We start from the raw sequence: 18288 nt of genomic DNA, 5'->3' as shown, positions 1-18288 counted from the left end.
GAGCATTTTCAGGAATTCCGTCTGGGAGGAGTGCAGGCTTGCAAGCCTGCACCGTTTCGCAGGCGCGGAGCATGCTCCGCGAAACCCCTGCTCCACCCCCGGTTTCAGGCAACTTTCTTGCGTGGCGGCTGCGTGATCGTCACTGTGCATGTGGTGCCGGCGACCAGCGGCACGTGTTTCGGCACGGTGTCGAGGGCGATGCGCACCGGGATGCGCTGGGCCAGGCGTACCCAGTTGAACGTGGGGTTCACGTCGGCCAGCAGTTCGCGGCCGGTGGCGGCGTCGCGGTCGGTGATGCCGCGGGCGATGCTTTCGATGTGGCCGCGCAGCGCCACGCCATCCATCATCCGCACGTCGACGAGGGCGCCCGCCTTCAGCAGCGGCAGTCGCGTCTCCTCGAAATAACCCATCACGTAATACGACGCGCCGTCGATCAGCGCCAGCTTCGGCGCGCCCACGGCGGCGAAGTCTCCCGGGTGCACGTGCAGGTTCGTGACGTAGCCGGAAACGGGGGCGCGCACCACCGTGCGTTCGAGGTTCAGCTTCGCCAGCCGGCGCGCGGCCAGCGCGCCGCGGTACTGGGCGCCGGCGGTACCGGCGGCATAGGCGGCCGACTCGCGGCTCTCGAGCGGGATCACGTCGTCGTCCAGGCCGGCGCGTCGTTTCGCCTCGCTGCCGCGGCGCGTCTTTTCCACATGCTGCGCGGCCAGCGCGGCATCGGCGGAAGCCAGCGCGCTCTCGTAACGCTCGTCATCCACCGTGAACAGCACGTCGCCCTTTTGCACGAACTGGTTGTCGCGCACGCGCACCCCGGTGACAACGCCGGCCACGTCGGCGCCGATCGTCACCACGTCGGCCCGCACGCGGGCGTCGCGCGTCCATGGCGATTCCATGTAGTGGTCCCAGCCCGCCTTGCCGGCATACAGCGCGGCGGCGGCGAGCAGCAGGGTGACGAGGGTGCGAAAGAGCTTGACGGCGAAGGTCACGGTGAGGTTTTCCGGTTGAGGTTGATGAAGAAGGGAACGTAGCGTCAGTGGTACAGGGCGGCGGTCAGGCCGCCGAAAATGCAGGCGAACAGCGCCAGGCGCGCCAGCGCCGGATGCCAGATGTGGCGATACACGCCGGCCGCGCCCAGCAGCCGGTCCAGCACGCCCTGCAGCAGCATGCTGGCGAAGAACAGCGGCAGCAGGGTGGGGATCAGCAGGCCGAAGATCGACAGTTCACGGGGCATCGGGGGTTCCATTCGGGTTGACGGGTGGGACAGCAGGAGCGGCAACAGCGGTAGCGGCGGGCAGGGGCTGCGGCGCCTGGTCCAGCAGCGAGGTATGGATCGAGTGCAGGCCGGTCAGCGCGAGCCGCAGGCGTGCCGCATCGTCGCCGGCGGCTTTGTCCAGGCCGGCGCGCACGGTGGGGCCGGCGGCCTGCACGGCGTAGATCGCGGCGGTGCGGGTGTCCTCGCGCGGCGCGGCCAGCCAGGCGGCCAGTGCGCGCAGCGTGCCGTCGAGCACCCCGGCAACGGGGCCGGGACTGGTCGCGCGCAACAGCGTGCGCAGCTCGATGATGGCATGGCCGAGCTCCAGCAACGTCAGGCCCTGGCGCACCACCGCGCGCGTTTCCGGCGACGGCGCGGAACCGGCCGCCGCGTTCAGCTGCGCCAGCAGGTCGCGCACCCGGTTGTCGAAGCGGTGCCGCAGCCGTTCGCCGCGGCCGCGCAGCCGCGCCGTGCACGCCGCCAGCGCTTCGCGCCACAGCGCCGCCGCCACGTGCGCGCGGTTGCCCATCGTGTGCCCGGGCAGCACCACGTGGAAGATCACGAAGGCCAGCAGCACGCCGCCGAGCTGGCTCAGCATGTTGTTGATGACGGCACCGGCGTCATAGTGCATCACGTTCGCCGGTGCCAGGAACTGGCTGCTGAACATCGCCATGCCGATGCCCACGCCGGCGCGTTTCGGATCGGTCATCAGCCAGGCGGCGAAGGCCAGCAGCGGCGCCGTGGCCAGCATCATCATCGGATAGCCGTCGGCCCGCGCGACGAGCAGGAACTCGGTGGCATAGATGAGCGGGGCGCCGATCACGAAGCCGGTTAGCACCTGCCTGACCATCGCCGTGGGGCGCGGCGAGCCCGATGCGAGGGCGCAGAAGATGGTGGTCATGACCAGTGCGTTGGCCATCGCCGGCCACGCCAGCCAGTACCACAGCGTGGCGGCGGCCAGCATCGCGCAGGCGGCGCGCAGGCCGCTGGCGGCAACGATGCCGGGCGGCGTCTTCGGCGCGTACGCCAGCGGCTCGCTGACCTGCATGCACTTCCTGTGCGCCAGGCTGTCGTGGATGCCGTTGAATGCTGCCAGGTCGTGCGCGAAGCGCGCGGCCAGTTTGGCGGCGGTATCGAAGTCGATGCGCCAGCGGCGGGCATCTGCGCCGTCGTCCGCGGGCAGCTCTGCGCGGCCGGCTCCGGCCGCCTGTTCCAGTGCGGCGGGCAGGCCGGCGAGCGAAGCATCGGCACCCGGGGCCAGTGCCTGCGCGACCAGTGCCTCCAGCGGTTCGATCAGCGCCGGCACGGGCGAGGCGGTTTCGTGCCGTTGCCGGTGCAGCAGCCGATGCAGCGTATGGAAGGTGGTCAGCGCCGTCATGAAGGCGCCGTTGAAGGCGTGCAGCTGGCGCGTGTGCGCCGGACCGGCTTCAAAGAATGCGGCCGCGCGGCCCGATTCCAGTGCCGCGATGTCCGCCGCGAAACGCAGGTGGTTCAGCTCCGCTTCGGCGGGCGGCAGCCGGTGTTCGAGCACCTCCCGGCAGAAGCCGAGGAAGCGGTCATGGCGCGCCTGCACGGTGCGCATGACCTGCAGGCCCTGGCGGCGGGGCAGCAGTACGTCGTGCACGGCCGCCGCCACCAGCACGCCCAGGCCGACGCCGGTGGTGCGCGTGACCGCCAGCGCGAACACGCCCGCCGGCGCATCGAGCGCGGGCACGACGATCATGCAGGCCGTGTACCCGGCCAGCACGAAGCTGTAGGACTGCTGGTTGCGGTGCATCGAGGCGCCGGCCGTGCACAGCGCGATCCACAGCGCCAGGCCGGCGAACAGCGGCGGCGCCTGCTGCGGGAACAGCGCGGTAAGAGCCAGTGCCGCGGCGCAGCCGACGATCGTGCCCAGCAGGCGGTACAGCGCCTTTTCCAGCACCTGGCCGGAGGAGGGCAGCGCGAGCACGAAGGTCGTGGTCATCGCCGTGGCCGGCGAATCGAGCCCGAGGCGGAACGCGAGCCACAGCGCGGCATACGCGGCGGCCAGCGTGCGCACGACGAACAGCACGCGCTCGCCGTCGGCGTCGGCCCAGCCGCGCAGTTCGCGGCGCAGCCAGTGCAGGCAAGGAAGGGCGGAGGGGGCTGCGGGTTCGGGTGTCATGTTCTTCTTGAACAGCCCCGCCGCAGCAAGGGACCGTTATATGTTGTCCAGGTTTTCCAGCTGCCGGGCAAACAGCTGCTCCTGCAAGCGCAGGTCTTCCGCCGAAAGGCCCTCATAGGCGCGCGTGGTGCGGCCCCACACTTCGGGCATCACCTGCTCGATCAGGCTGCGGCCGCTGTCGGTCAGCGAGATCATCACGCAGCGGCGGTCGCCAGGGCGGTTGCCACGCGTGATCAGCCCCTGCGTTTCCAGGTCGTTGCACACCCGCGTCAGGTTGGCCGGCTTTTCCATGCATGCCTCGCCCAGCGTCGAGGCGGTGGATGTTTCATTCTCCGAGCCGTACAGCACCGCCAGCACCATGTAGCTGGCATCGACCAGGTCGTACTTGCGCAGCACCGCGTTCGACAAGTCCTTCATGCGTTTTTGCACGTGGTAGGTCATGCGGAGCAAGCGCATCAAGTCTTCCGGAAATGCCGGCATCCGTTCGTGGATGGTCTTCAACCGCTTGTTTGTCGCGTCAAAACTGCTCATTGGCGCACTCCTGTGCAATAGATCTGTCAATACATGGATTGTACTAGTGGTTGCACAAAGGTAAATTGTTTTTAGATGCCTTCCTCCATTCCGGCACCCCCGCCGAGCGCCGCCATCAGGCTCGCATAATTGTCCAGCCGCTCGCTTTCCACGCGCAGCAGCTGGTCCCGTTCACCCAGCAATAACAGCTGTGCCCGCAGGGCGTCGGTAGCATCCGTGATGCCACTCCGGTACGCCTTGTCGGCCAGCGCATGTGCCCGGCTGGCGGTGGCCAGCGCATGCTCGGCAAGGTGTTGCTGTTCATCCGATGACTGTATCTTTGCTACAACATTTGCCACCTCGGCCAGGGCGCCGACCAGCGTGCCGTTGTATTGTTCGACGGCCGCGTCGTACGCGGCTGTTTCGGCCGCCAGCTGGCTGCGCAGCCGGCCCCCTTCGAAGATGGGCAGGTTGAACGCCGGCGTGAAACCGAGCGTGCGGGCCGATGCGTCGAAGAAACGGGTGAAGCCGAACGACTGCAGGCCGGCGAATGCGACCAGGTTCAGGTTCGGATAGAACGCCGCGCGGGCCCCCTCGATGCGCTTGCCGGCTGCCTCGACGCGCCAGCGCATGGCGGCGATATCGGGGCGACGGCCCAGCAGTTCCGCAGGCAGTGCACCGGGCAGCGTGGCGGCCTGCCGCAGGGCCGGCGCTGGCCGGGCGATCGTCTCGGCGTCGCCCGGTCCCTTGCCGACCAGTGCCGCCAGCTGGTTGCGCAGCACCGCGATCGATTCGCCGACCTGCTCGTGCTCGCGCCGGCCAGCCGGCAACGTGTTTTCGATGGTGGCCACGTCGATCATGCTGGCCAGCCCGGCAGCCTGCCGGCGGCGCACGATCTCGAGGATCCGGTGCCGCTGCGCGAGGCTGTCGGCAATGCTGTCCTGCAATGCATGGCGGTACCACAGCTGGATGTAGGTGCGCACCACCGCGGCCTGCAGCGACAGGCGCGCCATCTGCGCTTCGGCCGCGGCGGCGCGCGCATCGCCCAGCGCGGCGGCCAGCATGTCGTGATGGCGGCCCCACAGGTCCAGGTCGTACGAGCCGTTCAGCGTGGCCGAGTTGTACCAGGCCCAGTTGCCGGCCAGCGGTGCCGGCACGGAAGCATGGGCCGCAAAGCGTTCGCGGGTGGTGCCCGCGTTGGCGGCGAGCTGTGGCTTGCCGGCGGCATCGACCAGGTCCGCAAGCGCGGCGGCTTGCCGCACGCGCGCCTGCGCCGCCTTCAGGCCGGGATTGCCGGCCAGCGCCGCGTCCATCAGCCGGTCGAGCTGCGGATCGCCGAAGGCATGCCACCACTGTTCGGCCGGCCATTTCGCATCCGGCGCCACGGCGGCGCCGATCGCGGCACCGGCCGCCAGGTCATTGGCCGGCAACAGGTGCGATTGCGGCTTGACATTGCCCATGTCCGCGCAACCGGCAAGGACCAGTGCGAACATGATGGCGACAGTACCGGCAAAAGCGGGGGCCGGCCGCGGCGAACACGGCGGCGAAATTCGGGCGGCACGCGGCATCGGCGCTGACTGCAGGGGTTTTACTGTGCGTAGTGCTTGCGGGTCTGGGCGACGTCCATGTCGGCTTCGGTTTCGATCAGCGTGCCGTTCCTGCGCGCGGCGATCACTTGCGCCTTCACTTCGGCGCGGGTCCGGCCCTGCTGCCTGGGTGCCTGCTGCGTGATGGCGACCGTGGTCGTGCCGGCGGCAGCGGCGGTCGAGGTGGCGACGGCAGCCGCGTTGGCAGGTTCTTCCGCGGCAAAAGCGGCACCGGCCGAGGCAAGGGTCAAAGCGGCGATCAGGGTGGTTGCGGTTTTCATGATGTTCCTCCAGTTGATGAACACAGTATATGCCTGAATTATTCATTACTGAAATAACGTTTTTTGATATGTGAGATTCAGCGCCTGAATGGGTGCCGGACATTCGCCGGGCGAGTTTTGGAATCGCATCGGGAACGGCCGGAGCGACAAGGGTATGGGTTCTGAAGTGCGACGTGGTTCGGATCGGGCTGTTACAGTCTTTGCAACGCCGCAGTGGCGGCCACGCAATCAACAGGAGGCACTATGTCAGGCAGCAGCACACTCGATCCCGATAACTTTCCGACCGCGCCGGACCGCGTGCTGGGCCGCGGCCACGGCACCGGGGCGCTCGGACCCAGCGATACGTCCGATTCCGGCAGCGATGTCCAGGGCGGATCCGGGCTGGCCCAGCAGATCGAGGAAACCAATCTCGACGGCGGTACCAACGAGGATGACGACCTGGGCACGGCCGGCGGCACGGCGGGGCCGGACTTGGGTGACGCCGATCTCGACAGCGATTCCGATTCGGGCGGCACCGGCGAGCGGGCGACGGCCGGCCGCGATACCACGGCACCGGATGGCGCCGACATCGACGTCGACCATATCGAAACCGTAACGCTGGACGGCGAACGCGAAGCGGACGATATCGAACGCGGCGCGTGATGCAGGCAGGCGCGGCGGAGATGCCGCGCGGGTAACACGCACAAAACGCGCAGGGAACGTAAAACGGGGCCGCCAGGCCCCGTTTTACGTCTTGCAATCCGTCGTCAGGCAGCGGCGGCCGTCTTGATCACCGGCTTGCTGAACTCGAACCGCTTGATCTCGCCCACCAGGAACAGGTAGCACAGCACCGTCACCAGCGCGTTGGCGCCGACGAACACGAGCGCGCCGTAGAACGAGCCGGTGGCCTGCAGGATGAAGCCGATGACGATCGGCGTGGTGATGCCGGCCACGTTGCCGAACATGTTGAACAGCGAACCGCTCATGCCGCCTGCCTGGCTTGGCGATGTGTCGCCGACCACGGCCCAGCCCAGCGCGCCGATGCCCTTGCCGAAGAATGCCAGCGCCATCACGGCCACCACCACCCAGTCCTGTTCCACGTAGTTACACAGCACCATCGTGGTGGCCAGCAGCATGCCGCCGATGATCGGCGTCTTGCGCGCCACCGAGGTGCTGTAGCCCCGCTTGATCATCCGGTCCGAGATGATGCCGCCCAGTACCCCGCCCAGGAAGCCGGCGATCGCCGGCAGCGCGGCGATGAAGCCGGCCTTCAGGATCGTCATGTGGCGTTCCTTGACGAGGTATACGGGGAACCATGTCAGGAAGAAGTAGGTCAGCGTGTTGATGCTGTACTGGCCGATATAGATGCCCAGCAGCATGCGCGAAGACAGCAGCTGTTTCAGGCACGACCAGGTGTCGATCTGCGGCCGGTCGGCGGCGAGCAGGCCGGTCGTTTCCAGGTCGACGAGTGCGCCGCCTTTTTCGATATGCTGGAGTTCCGCCGCGTTCGCGCGCGGGTGCTGGCGCGGGCCATGGACGAATTTCAGCCAGGCGAACGCCATCAGCACGCCGAGCGAGCCCATCACGAAGAACACGCTTTCCCAGCCGTAGGTATGCACGAGCCAGCCCATGATCGGCGCGAACAGCACGGTGGCGAAGTACTGTGCCGAGTTGAAGATGGCCGCCGCCGTGCCCCGTTCCGCGGTTGGAAACCACGAGGTTGTCAGACGACTATTGCCCGGAAACGACGGTGCCTCGGCCGCGCCGACGATCAGCCGCAGCGTGAACAGCATGGCGACGGCGGCGCCGCCGCTGAAGAACCCGACCCAGCCCTGGGCCAGCGTGAACAGCGACCACAGGAAGATCGAGAAGAAGTACACGATCTTGGTGCCGAAACGGTCCAGCAGCCAGCCGCCGGGCAGCTGGCATAGCACATAGGACCATGAGAAGGCCGAGAAGATCAGCCCCATCTCGACCGGCGACAGGCCCAGCTGCTTGCTCAGTTCCGGGCCGGCGATCGAAATCGTGGCACGGTCGGCGTAATTGATGGTGGTGACGATGAACAGGATCGCGAGGATCGTCCAGCGCGCGCGGGTTGGTTTGATACTGGGAATGCTGTTGCCCATGGTGCCTCCGGTAAGCCCCTTATGGATTGATTATGGTGGGGTGGTTGTCAGTTGTCGTACAACATTGCGCAGTATAGCGATTGCAATCTGACCGGAGCAAGAGGTTTATTGTTAAAAACTTGATTGGTGAATGATGGTTATTGCGTCAAGAGTTCGCCACGAATGATGGCTCACGCAGCAAGCACTGTTCAGCCACTACGGCAGCGCCAATAAAAAGGCCGGCCCGGATGACTCCGGGCCGGCCTCGCGTGCCTGTTGCTTGCGGCGTCAGCTGTTGCCGCGCTGGCCCGCCTCGCCATTCTGGCGGGTCAGGAACCATGCCGCGGCCAGCGCGCCGCCACCGAGCAGTGCCAGCTTCAGAGGCGACCTGGCGCGGTAAGTGGTGCCCCCATCGACCGTTTGCGTGCCGAGCCGCTGCTGCAGTTCCTGCTGCGGGTCGGAAGAGTGCAGCGCGTCGCTGCGGGTCCAGCGCGACGGCTTGTTCGTGCGCTGCTGGTTCCACATGGCCGTGGCGCCCAGCTTGTCGAACAGGCTGGGCAGCGTGAAGCCGCCGATGGCGTTCGCTTTCGCCGCATTGCCGACGAAGACATCGCGTTTCGGGTGCTGCGCCGCGTCCAGGATCGCCTCGGCCACCATTTCCGGCGGGTAGATCGGCTCGGGCAGCTTCGGTTCCACGTCCATGTAGTTGCGCGCATGGACCGAGAACATCGTGTCGATCGCGGCGGGCTTGATCAGCGTGACGGAAATGGGCAGCTTGTCATGCTCCAGCTCCATCCGCAGCGCATCCGTGTAGCCCTTCACCGCGTGCTTCGATGCGGCGTACATGCCCTGCAGCGGCACGGCGACCTCGGACAGTTCGCTGCCCAGGTTGATCAGCGCGCCGCCATCCTTGCGCAGGTGCTTCACCGCTTCCAGGGAGCCGTTCACCACGCCCCAGAAATTGGTCTGGAACAGGCGATGATTGTCTTCTTCCGTCACTTCCTCGGCACGGCCGAAGATCGAGATGCCCGCGTTGTTGATCCACGTATCGATGCGGCCGAAGCGCTTGATGGCGGCCTGGGCCAGCGCATGCACTTCATCCTTCTTGCCGACATCGGTCGGCACGGCCAGCGCTTCCGCGCCGCGCTGGCGCAACTGCTGTTCCAGCTGTTCCAGGGCTTCCTCGCCGCGTGCTGCCAGCACCACCTTCGCGCCGCGGGCGGCCGCCATGCGGGCCGTGGTCAGGCCGATGCCGCTGGTGGCGCCGGTGATGACGATGACCTGGTCCGAGAGTCGTTTCAAACGCATGCTGTGCTCCTTCGTCGTATTGACTGTGATCGGTTGGCTGATGCGCGCCGGTTATCGGTTGGCCGATGCGTGCGCGTTGCTGAAACGCTATCGTACCCGGCGGCACCCGCTGGACGACGCACCATTCCGCCAGTCAAGATCGGCGGCACCGGCCATCGCTTCGGCCAGCCGGTCGGCGAACACGCGCACCCGCGGCAACCCTGCATGATTCATACTGGCCTGCATCGAAACCAGTCACGGAGCCGTTAAATGAGCAATCAAAGCAGTGAAATGAACAATCAAGCAAGCACGGAGCGGCAGGTCGCCATCGTCACCGGGGCATCGCGGGGCATCGGCGCGGCGATCGCGCAGCGCCTCGCCGCCGACGGCTACGCGGTCATCGTCAACTATGCGGGCGGTGCGCGGGAAGCCGCGCAGGTGGTGGCGGCGATCGAGGGGCAGGGTGGCAGGGCGGCCGCCGTGCAGGCCGACGTCGCCGACCCCGCCGCCGTGCGCACGCTGTTCGATGCGGCCATCGAACGCTTCGGCCGCGTCGATGTGCTGGTCAATAACGCCGGCATCCTGCCCCCGGCATTGCCGCACGTCGCGGACACTGACGACGCCACGTTCGACCGGCTGTTCGCCGTCAACGTGAAGGGCACGTTCAACGGTTTGCGCGAAGCCGCGACGCGGATGGCGCACGGCGGGCGCATCGTCAATTTCTCCACCAGCGTGGTCGGGCTGGCGCTGCCCGGCTATGCGGTCTATGCCGCGACCAAGGCGGCCGTGGAGACGATGACGAACATCCTCGCCAAGGAGTTGCGCGGCAAGGGGATTACCGTCAACGCGATCGCGCCGGGGCCGACCGCGACCGACCTGTTCCTGACCGGCAAGACGGACGAGCAGGTCGAGCGGCTGGCGAAGATGGCGCCGCTGGAGCGGCTGGGCCAGCCGGAAGACATCGCCGAGGCGGTGGCGTTCCTGGTGCGGCCGGGGAGCTGGGTCAACGGCCAGACGCTGCGCGCCAACGGCGGGATCGTCTGACGACGGTCCGGCGATCGACTGACGCGGCCGTGATTTACTGACGCGGCCGTGTCCACTTCCGGGGTTGATCCCATGGTATTCACGGGCTCATCCGTGCACGGCCGCATCCGGGATCAGGTCGCCGACGACCCGGCCCACAGGTTGATGCCGCCTTCCTGGGCCAGCGCATCGATGGCGGCCAGTTCCTCATCGGTGAACGCAAGGTACTCCAGGGCACCGATGTTCTCGCGGATCTGCGCGCTGTTGGAGGCGCCGATCAGCGTGGACGTGATGCGCGGATCGCGCAGCACCCAGGCCAGCGCCATCTGCGCCAGCGACTGGCCGCGCGCACTGGCGATATCGTTCAGGCCGCGCACGCGCCGCAGGTTTTCCTCCGACAGGTGGGCCGGCAGCAGCGAGCCGCCGCCGGGGCGGTTCACGCGCGCATCGGGCGGGATGCCGTTCAGGTACTTGTCGCTGAGGATGCCCTGCGCCAGCGCCGTGAACGTGATGCAGCCGATACCCTGGCGGCCCAGCGTGTCGAGCAGTCCCTCCGTTTCGATCCACCGGTTCAGCATGTTGTAGGACGGCTGGTGGATCAGGCACGGCACCTTCCATTCCGCCAGCAGCCGCTGCGCTTCCGCGGTCTTGTCGGCGGAGTACGACGAAATGCCCACGTACAGCGCCTTGCCCTGCTGCACGGCGTGCGCCAGCGCGCCCATCGTTTCTTCCAGCGGCGTGTCCGGATCGAAACGGTGGGAATAGAAGATGTCCACGTAGTCCAGTCCCATGCGCTGCAGGCTCTGGTCCAGGCTGGCCAGCAGGTACTTGCGCGAGCCGCCGCCCTGGCCGTAGGGGCCGGGCCACATGTCCCAGCCGGCCTTCGTGGAAATGATCAGCTCGTCGCGATAGGGCTTGAAATCGTCGCGGAAGATGCGGCCGAAGTTCGTTTCGGCACTGCCGTATGGCGGGCCGTAGTTGTTGGCCAGGTCGAAGTGGGTGATACCGTGGTCGAACGCGGTGCGCAGCATGTCGCGCTGCGTGGCCGTGGCCGTGGTATCGCCGAAGTTGTGCCACAGGCCCAGCGACAGCACCGGCAGTTTCAGGCCGCTGCGCCCGCAGGTGCGGTATTGCATCGTTTCATAACGGTGGCGGGATGCGGTGTAGGTCATCGTTTCTCCAGCAAAGAAAAAGCCCGCCGGGCGGCGAGCTTTCGGAAGATGATAGCACGGGTGCAGGCCGGCTTGCCGCACCGCGCTGCCCCGCCGTGGCGTTACCGGTCCGGGCTGGCCAGCGTGACATGCAGCCTGACTTGCGCGCCCCCTTCGAGCAGCAGGCAGGCGCCGGACGGCGCGCCGGCGGGAGCGGTCAACCGCAGCCGGATCTGCGTGACGCCCGCCCTGTTGATCGCTTGCAGGCCGGCCTGGGAGAAATCGTCGGACCGGCACGTGCCGGGCGACAAGCCGCCGATCTGCGCGACGCCTTCGGCCGTTGCCGCGGCATCCCAGTCGCCCGCATGCAGGTTGCGCGACGAACCGAAGTAGCCGCGTTGCACGTCGATCGCGACCGTCCCGCCGCCGCCCCACGGATCGCCGGACTTGCCATGGAAAGTCACTTCCAGGCACGCATTGCCGATTGCCGCGTTGTCCGGCAGGGATGAGGTGTCGAAGTGCACGAAGGCCCTCGCCTCGGCGCGCCCGCCGCCATCGTCGCCGATCCTGAGCAGGCTTCCCGTGCCGGCGAATATCGCCTCGCCGGCGTGGCCGGGAGCGCCGGCACCGGCGCCGCGCCGGGCGACCAGGTAGCCGGTGTGCCGCGGGTCGCTGTCGAATGCCAGCTGGTCCGGGTGCCGGGTCACGATGAAGTCCGCGCTGCGCACCGGTTCCAGCTGCCCCGCCGGGCCCATCGAACGAAAGCGCAGGCGCGCGCAGCGGTCGAGGAGGATCGGCGCCGTATAGGTTTCACCGTTGGTGTCCGACGGTTCGCTGCCGTCGAGCGTGTAGCGGGTCCATGCGCACGGTCCGGCGGCTTCCAGTTCGATGCGGACCCCGTCGACGAAGCTGCCGCCGGCCGATGGCGCGATCCGGGTTTCCGGATACCGGTGATCGTCGATCCGCCAGCCGAAGGCGCCGGCGGTCTCGCCGCCGGCGCCGTCCTTCGCATGGCACAGGATCGCATGCGGACCATTGCCGCGGATGTGGAAGCGCTTGCTGCCTTCGAAGGATTTCCTGCCCGGGTTCCGGCCATCGGCGGGGTCGGAGCCGTCTTCGGTGTAGTACACGATGGCATGCTCGTCGGGGCCGGAGATCACGGTATGGAACGCGCGTCCGTAAACGCCGCCGGGCCTGTCGCACCGGATCGCCGGAGGCTGGTGGCCGAACTCCAGCCGGTAGGTCCTGGTTACCGTGTCGGACCAGTTGCCCGCCGCGTCGCGGGCACGGCATTTCAGTGTTTTCGTGCCGGCCGTATCGAACACGATTCGCCCCGGCGACGTGAAGCCGCGCGAGCGGCGGGTCGGCGTGGAACCATCGAGCGTGTAATGAATGGCCGGCGCCGCATCGGTGGCATGGTGCGCGGCCACGGTCAGCGTAAACGGCCCGGTCTTGACGCCGGAATCGTCCGACAGCGTGATGCCCGGCGGCTCGGGCGCCACTTCGGGCGTGTCGGGATCGCGCACCCAGTCGTTGTCGATGAAATACAGTGTGATCACGGCATTGCCGCCGAGTTCCACCGTCAGGTCGACGTATTCACCCACGTCGAGCCGGTGCGCGAGGAAATGCTCCGTCAGCGTGGCCTTCACGAATTCCACCGGCTTCTTCAGGAACGAGCGCGACACGATGGGCGACGCCAGGCCATCGGCATCGATCGCGATGAAATGCAGCGTGGCGGTTTCGCGGATGAAGACCGTGGACTGCGCCAGCCAGCCCACCTTGTCGGTACTGTAGTACACCGTTCCCTTGTCGGTGCTGGTCACCACTTCCAGGCTGACCTGGAAGGGCGGGTTTTCCGGTGTAACGATGGTCAGGTTCGGGATGGCTGCGTTGACGCCGTACGCGCGTTCGAGCGCGTCGCCGGTGCCTGACGAGAAGCGCACGTCCCAGGCGCCGTCATGGGCCAGTGTCAGCGTGCCGTTGTGCGGCAGCGCGCCTTCCAGCGTTTCGGCCACCGACTCGGCGAGGTAGCCCGCCGTCACGGCTTTCGTGACGCGGCGGGCGGTATAGGCGACCGTGGCACCGGGCGGCGATACCGTGACGGTGACCTGCAGGTTCGTGCCGTAGTTGCCGCTGTTCCTGTCGACCGTGAACGTCACCGGCGGGATGGGCGGATAGCGGTTCAGGTAACCCTTGAACGCGTCGAACACGGCCTGGCTCTTGATGACCTTTTCATGGCCGCCGAGCCCGGCGCCAAGGTCGCGCACCAGGTTGAGATGGGCGCCGTGGCGCCGGCTCGTGTCGCGATGCTGCTGGTCGACGAAGTCGCCGCGCGCGATCACGGCGACATAATTGACGAGGTCGTCGTCCAGCGACGTGGCGACCTTCCATGCGTCGATCGGCGCGATCTGTGCCGAGCTGTCGCTGCTGCCGGACGGGGTGTCGTCGCTGGATACGTCGCGAAATTGATGCGACAGCGTTTCGAATTCGCCGCCCGTGCGGAATTCGTCCGAACTGAACTGTCCGAGACCGTACTGGGCGCCGGCCAGGCTGACGAAGGTTCCGGCCGCATGCAGGCGGTGGTCGGCGCTGTTCCACTGGCCGTCCGGCTGCAGCCCCCGCAGGTAGCCGTTGACCATCCCGCAACCGAGCGAGTGGCCGATGAAATCCACCCTGGCCACGCCCAGGTAGGCACGCACGTCGTCGATGAAGCCGCGAACGGCGTCGATGTGGTCGCGGTGCACGCCCGGTATCGGCGCGGCCTCGTTGTTTTCGCCGAGGTAATCGCAGCACCACAACTCGCAATCCTGGTAGCCGGCCTCCTTCAGGAACCCTTTCATGATCACCATGCCGTACTTGGGATGCACCGAATTGCCGCCGTTGCCGTGCATCAGGATGACCGGGCATTTCCTGCAGGCTTCCCGGTGCTGGGCCTGGTTCAGGGACGGATCGCCGCCGAAACCGGTGAGGGTGTGCGGGAAATCGCGGGGGAACTGGTTCATGTCGGTCTCCTGCCGCATGGTTGCGGAATGGGTTCGAGGCGTTCAGGAAGGCGCGGTGCTGCCTGCCAGCCAATGTAATCGATGCGAACCGCCAGCATGCGATCAGGAGGGACGGTTGGGCTTTGATCTATATCAAGGCAAAGCGGGGAAGGGAGGGGGCCACGAAGCGGTCGCGCTACGAAGGTTATGGCTGATCAAGGCGCTTTTCGCGGGAAGTCGGGCCAGTTTGCTGAAAAATTTCCATTCCTTGAAGCATTACACAGTGAATGCGAACAACGCCCCGATCAAACGACACGGCCCGCGCGAGGCGGGCCGTTTGCCGAACCGTGCCCCGGAACCGGAGCACGTCACATTCAGGCGAAGTTCTGGTTCACGAATTCCCAGTTGACCAGGTTCCACCACGATTCAACGAACTTCGGACGCGCGTTGCGGTAGTCGATGTAGTACGCATGTTCCCACACGTCCACGGTCAGCAGCGGCTTGTTCTCGGTGGTCAGCGGCGTGGCGGCGTTCGACGTGTTGACGATGTCGACGGAACCGTCGGCCTTCTTCACCAGCCAGGTCCAGCCGGAACCGAAGTTGCCGACGGCCGACTTGGAGAATTCTTCCTTGAACTTGTCGAACGCACCCCACTTGGCGTTGATCGCGTCGGCCACCGGGCCGGTCGGCGCGCCGCCGGCGTTCGGTGCCATGCAGTGCCAGAAGAACGTATGGTTCCACACCTGCGCGGAGTTGTTGAAGATGCCGCCGGAGGATTTCTTGATGATTTCTTCCAGGGACAGGTTCTCGAACTCGGTGCCCTTGATCAGGTTGTTCAGGTTCGTGACGTAAGCCTGGTGGTGCTTGCCGTAGTGGTATTCCAGCGTTTCAGCCGAGATGTGCGGCAGCAGGGCATCCTTGGCGTACGGCAGGGGAGGCAGAGTATGTTCCATGTGTATTTCCTTATGAGGGGACTGAAGAATCAACGTTTTCAAAACGCCCATCATTGTAATGCGTCCCCCGCCGCCCTGCCGAAACCCTTTCGAATAGTGAGCCTGCGCGACCGCGTATATCGGATCGACTGCGTTTTCCCGCTTGCTTCAGATAACTGCGCCAGGCCGCCGTGCCGTGCAAGGCGCGTCAGCGCGGCAGCGTGGTCTCGCGGATCACCAGTTCGACCGGCGGTACGCGCGTGGGCACCCGGTCGCCGCTGATCAGCCGCAGCAGCGCGGTGATCGCGGTCAGGCCGATCTCGTACAGCGGCTGGCGCACCGTGGTCAGCGGCGGCGTGGTGAACGATGAACCGGGCAGGTCGTCGAAACCCACCAGCGACACGTCTTCCGGCACGCGCACGCCCTTGCGATACAGGGCCAGCCGCACGCCATAGGCGCTCTGGTCGTTGGCCGCGAACACGGCGGAAAACTCCTGGCGCGTCTCGAACAGGTGGTTGATCGCGATCAGGCCGCTGTTCTCGTGGAAGTTGCCTTCTACGACCAGTGCCGGGTCGACGGCGATGCCGGCGCCTTCCAGCGCCTTGCGGTAGCCGCGCAGGCGGCTCGATGCATCCGCATGGCTGGGCGGCCCCGACACGAACGCGATGCGGCGGTGGCCCAGTTCGATCAGGTGCTGCACGGCCAGGTAGGCGCCATGCTCGTTGTCCATCGTGAAGCCCAGCGCATTCGGCGCATCGAGTGCGCGGCCGGTAACGACGATCGGCCGCTGCGTGGCGAAGTGCAGCAATTCTTCGTCCGGCAGGTTGCCGGAGAGCAGGATGATGCCGTCCACCTTGCGCGCCAGCAGCAGCCGGATCCGGTCCGCTTCCTCCAGCGCGCTCCAGTGGCCGGTGACGATGACGGACGCATAGCCGGTGCCTTTCAGGCCGTCGTCGACGCCGTGCAGCGTCTCGTCGAAGAACGGCGACGAGATGTCCTGCACGATGATGCCGATCGTGTGCGAGCGGCCCTTTTTCAGGCCCTGCGCCATCAGGTTCGGCGCGAAGTTGGTGCGCGCGATGGCCTTCATCACGGCTTGCCGCTTGTCGTCGGATACGCGGGCCGTGCCGTTCAGGATGCGCGATACGGTCGACGGTGAGACGCCCGCCTCCCGGGCGACGTCGAGCAGGGTCGAAGGCCCGGCTGCCACTGCTGGCGCTGTTGGTTTGTTCAATTGTTATCTCGTGGGTGTACCGACAGGCAAGATTAACATACTAGAACGACTTTAAAGCGTGGGTTGTACCCCGGACACGGTGATGTCGGCACTGCCTTCGGCCAGCCGCACGCGCAGCTTGCGGCGCGGCTGCAGCTGTGCCGGCGAGCGCAGGATCGCGCCCTTGCTGTCGGCAATGATCGCGTAGCCGCGCTCCAGCGTGCGTTGCGGGTTCAGCATTTCGAGCTGCGCGGCCAGCGCGCCGAGCGCCTCGCGTTCGCGCTGCACGCGGCTGGCCATGTTGACGGCGCAGCGGTGCTGCAATGCGCCCAGGTGCGCCCGCGCGGCGCGCGTGTCCGGTCGCTGCGCGGCCAGCCGTCCGGCCAGGCGTTCCAGCGCGTGGCGTGACTGGTTGACGGGTGTGCGCGTGGCATGCATCAGCGCCGTCGACAGCGCCAGCAGGGCCAGGCGCTGCTGGCGGATCCGCGCCGTGGGGCTGAGCAGGCGGCGGCTCTGGTGGTCGAGCGTTTGCGCGGCGTCGTTCAGCGTGCGGCGCATCGCGCGGTGCAGGTCGGTGGCGTCGGCCCGCAACGATGCAAGCCAGTCGCCGCGCGGTGTGGCGGCCAGCTCCGCGGCCGCGGTGGGCGTGGCGGCGCGCAGGTCGGCGGCGAAATCGGCGATCGTGAAATCGGTCTCGTGGCCCACGCCGGAAATCACCGGCATGGCGCATTCGGCGATTGCATAGGCCACCGCCTCATCGTTGAAGCACCACAGGTCCTCGATGCTGCCGCCGCCGCGGCAGACCAGCAGCACGTCGCACTCGGCGCGCGCCGAAGCGGTGCGGATCGCCAGCGCGATCTGCTCGGCGGCCAGCTGGCCCTGCACGAGCGTGGGATAAAGCACCACCTTCACGTGCGGCGCGCGGCGGCGCAGGGCGGTCAGCACGTCGCGCAGCGCCGCCGCCTGCGGGCTGGTGACGATGCCGATCGTGCGGGCAAACAGGGGCAGGGCGCGCTTGCGGTCCTCGTCGAACAGGCCGGCCGCGGACAGGCGCTCCTTCAGGCGCATGAAGGCTTCGAACAGCGCGCCGACGCCGGCGCGGCGGATCGCCTCCACGTTGATCTGGTAGTCGCCACGCGGGCCGTACAGCGTCACCAGCGCGCGCACCTCGACCTTGTCGCCTTCGCGCGGCACGAAGCCGGCATACTGGGCACGGCCGCGGAACATCACGGCGCGCACTTGTGCGGCGTCATCCTTCAACGTGAAATACCAGTGCCCGGAACTGGCACGCGTGAAGTTGGAAATTTCCCCGGCGATCCAGGTCAATGGAAAAGACCGTTCCAGCAGCCGGGAGACGGCCTGGTTCAGCGCGCTGACAGTGATCACGGCGCTCTGGCCGGGGGCTGAATCGGGGCGGTCGAAGGTAGTCATCGGTTAGTCATCGCGGATTCTGTCCACAGAGTCATCAAGCGGTCATGCTTATGTCATATCTCGCTTAAAACAGCAAGGTGTATTTCCAACCTGCTGATTTATAAGGATAAAAACGATTGCCGCATTCGTGGGCAGCGTAAGATTATTCTTACAAATCAAGGACTTCCCCTACAGTGCAGATTCTTACACACAAAGATATCCACAGAATCTGTGGGGAACGTGGACAACTTCCAGGCGCTTGCCAAAAATTTCCGCACGAAAATATTTATCAGGAAAATCAACGGGTTGCGCTCCGATTTTCCTGCTTTCCCACAATTTTATCCACACAAGCTGTGCAGAAAGGCCATCTTTTCGGGGGTACCTGCAACCGCATCGTCTTCGCCGCGTCTGCCTAATTTTTGGGCGTTGACG

At 66.5% G+C, this 18288-nt stretch carries 15 protein-coding genes; 2 read left to right on the top strand and 13 right to left on the bottom strand.

Annotated features, from left to right (window positions below; translation table 11 throughout):
* Nucleotides 1-104 precede the first annotated feature (104 nt).
* From GJV26_RS06500 to GJV26_RS29895, 6 genes are all read right to left on the bottom strand, one after another.
* The gene (locus GJV26_RS06500; protein WP_229427906.1) at nucleotides 105-986 is read right to left on the bottom strand and encodes an HlyD family secretion protein; all 882 of its coding nucleotides are present in this window, start codon (nucleotides 984-986) and stop codon (nucleotides 105-107) included.
* A gap of 44 nt (nucleotides 987-1030) precedes the next feature.
* The gene (locus GJV26_RS06495) at nucleotides 1031-1231 is read right to left on the bottom strand and encodes a DUF1656 domain-containing protein (RefSeq protein WP_155708116.1); all 201 of its coding nucleotides are present in this window, start codon (nucleotides 1229-1231) and stop codon (nucleotides 1031-1033) included.
* Nucleotides 1221-3398, bottom strand: a complete 2178-nt coding sequence (locus tag GJV26_RS06490; RefSeq protein ID WP_155708115.1) for an FUSC family protein — start codon at nucleotides 3396-3398, stop codon at nucleotides 1221-1223. Before GJV26_RS06490 ends, GJV26_RS06495 begins: the two co-directional genes overlap by 11 nt.
* A gap of 36 nt (nucleotides 3399-3434) precedes the next feature.
* Nucleotides 3435-3929, bottom strand: a complete 495-nt coding sequence (locus GJV26_RS06485) for a MarR family winged helix-turn-helix transcriptional regulator (protein ID WP_155708114.1) — start codon at nucleotides 3927-3929, stop codon at nucleotides 3435-3437.
* Nucleotides 3930-4000: 71 nt separating this feature from the next.
* The gene (locus GJV26_RS06480; RefSeq protein ID WP_155708113.1) at nucleotides 4001-5401 is read right to left on the bottom strand and encodes an efflux transporter outer membrane subunit; all 1401 of its coding nucleotides are present in this window, start codon (nucleotides 5399-5401) and stop codon (nucleotides 4001-4003) included.
* Between the two features lie 95 nt (nucleotides 5402-5496).
* Nucleotides 5497-5775 carry a DUF4148 domain-containing protein gene (locus GJV26_RS29895; RefSeq protein ID WP_189441711.1) on the bottom strand — a complete coding sequence of 93 codons (279 nt, stop codon included), beginning with the start codon at nucleotides 5773-5775 and terminating at the stop codon, nucleotides 5497-5499.
* Between the two features lie 243 nt (nucleotides 5776-6018).
* Between GJV26_RS29895 and GJV26_RS06470 the strand changes: the two genes are divergently transcribed.
* A complete protein-coding gene (locus GJV26_RS06470) occupies nucleotides 6019-6417 on the top strand; it encodes a hypothetical protein (RefSeq protein WP_155708112.1) in 399 nt (132 codons plus the stop codon).
* A 104-nt stretch (nucleotides 6418-6521) separates the two neighbouring features.
* Here the strand turns inward: GJV26_RS06470 and GJV26_RS06465 are convergent, their stop codons facing one another.
* Nucleotides 6522-7880, bottom strand: coding sequence for an MFS transporter (locus GJV26_RS06465; protein WP_155708111.1), 1359 nt, complete (start codon nucleotides 7878-7880; stop codon nucleotides 6522-6524).
* A 267-nt stretch (nucleotides 7881-8147) separates the two neighbouring features.
* Nucleotides 8148-9167, bottom strand: a complete 1020-nt coding sequence (locus GJV26_RS06460) for an SDR family oxidoreductase (RefSeq protein ID WP_155708110.1) — start codon at nucleotides 9165-9167, stop codon at nucleotides 8148-8150.
* 270 nt (nucleotides 9168-9437) lie between these two features.
* Between GJV26_RS06460 and GJV26_RS06455 the strand changes: the two genes are divergently transcribed.
* A complete protein-coding gene (locus GJV26_RS06455; RefSeq protein WP_173346163.1) occupies nucleotides 9438-10190 on the top strand; it encodes an SDR family oxidoreductase in 753 nt (250 codons plus the stop codon).
* Nucleotides 10191-10303: 113 nt separating this feature from the next.
* Here GJV26_RS06455 and mgrA read toward each other — a convergent pair whose 3' ends face one another.
* The 5 genes from mgrA to xseA form a co-directional block, all read right to left on the bottom strand.
* Nucleotides 10304-11341, bottom strand: coding sequence for an L-glyceraldehyde 3-phosphate reductase (gene mgrA / locus GJV26_RS06450; protein WP_155708108.1), 1038 nt, complete (start codon nucleotides 11339-11341; stop codon nucleotides 10304-10306).
* Nucleotides 11342-11442: 101 nt separating this feature from the next.
* Nucleotides 11443-14322 carry a chitobiase/beta-hexosaminidase C-terminal domain-containing protein gene (locus tag GJV26_RS06445; protein WP_173346162.1) on the bottom strand — a complete coding sequence of 960 codons (2880 nt, stop codon included), beginning with the start codon at nucleotides 14320-14322 and terminating at the stop codon, nucleotides 11443-11445.
* Between the two features lie 353 nt (nucleotides 14323-14675).
* Nucleotides 14676-15254, bottom strand: coding sequence for a superoxide dismutase [Fe] (gene sodB, locus GJV26_RS06440; protein ID WP_155708106.1), 579 nt, complete (start codon nucleotides 15252-15254; stop codon nucleotides 14676-14678).
* Nucleotides 15255-15441: 187 nt separating this feature from the next.
* Nucleotides 15442-16467 (bottom strand): LacI family DNA-binding transcriptional regulator, encoded by a 1026-nt coding sequence (locus tag GJV26_RS06435; RefSeq protein ID WP_155708105.1) that lies wholly within the window; start codon nucleotides 16465-16467, stop codon nucleotides 15442-15444.
* 51 nt (nucleotides 16468-16518) lie between these two features.
* Complete coding sequence (gene xseA, locus GJV26_RS06430) at nucleotides 16519-17877, bottom strand: exodeoxyribonuclease VII large subunit (protein ID WP_155708104.1); 1359 nt, start codon at nucleotides 17875-17877, stop codon at nucleotides 16519-16521.
* Between the last annotated feature and the right edge of the window lie 411 nt (nucleotides 17878-18288).

The sequence above is a fragment of the Pseudoduganella dura genome, assembly GCF_009727155.1.
GTDB classification, from domain to species: domain Bacteria; phylum Pseudomonadota; class Gammaproteobacteria; order Burkholderiales; family Burkholderiaceae_D; genus Rugamonas; species Rugamonas dura.
The sequence above is the reverse complement of the archived record's forward strand: the minus strand, read 5'-3'. Positions and strand labels throughout refer to the sequence as shown.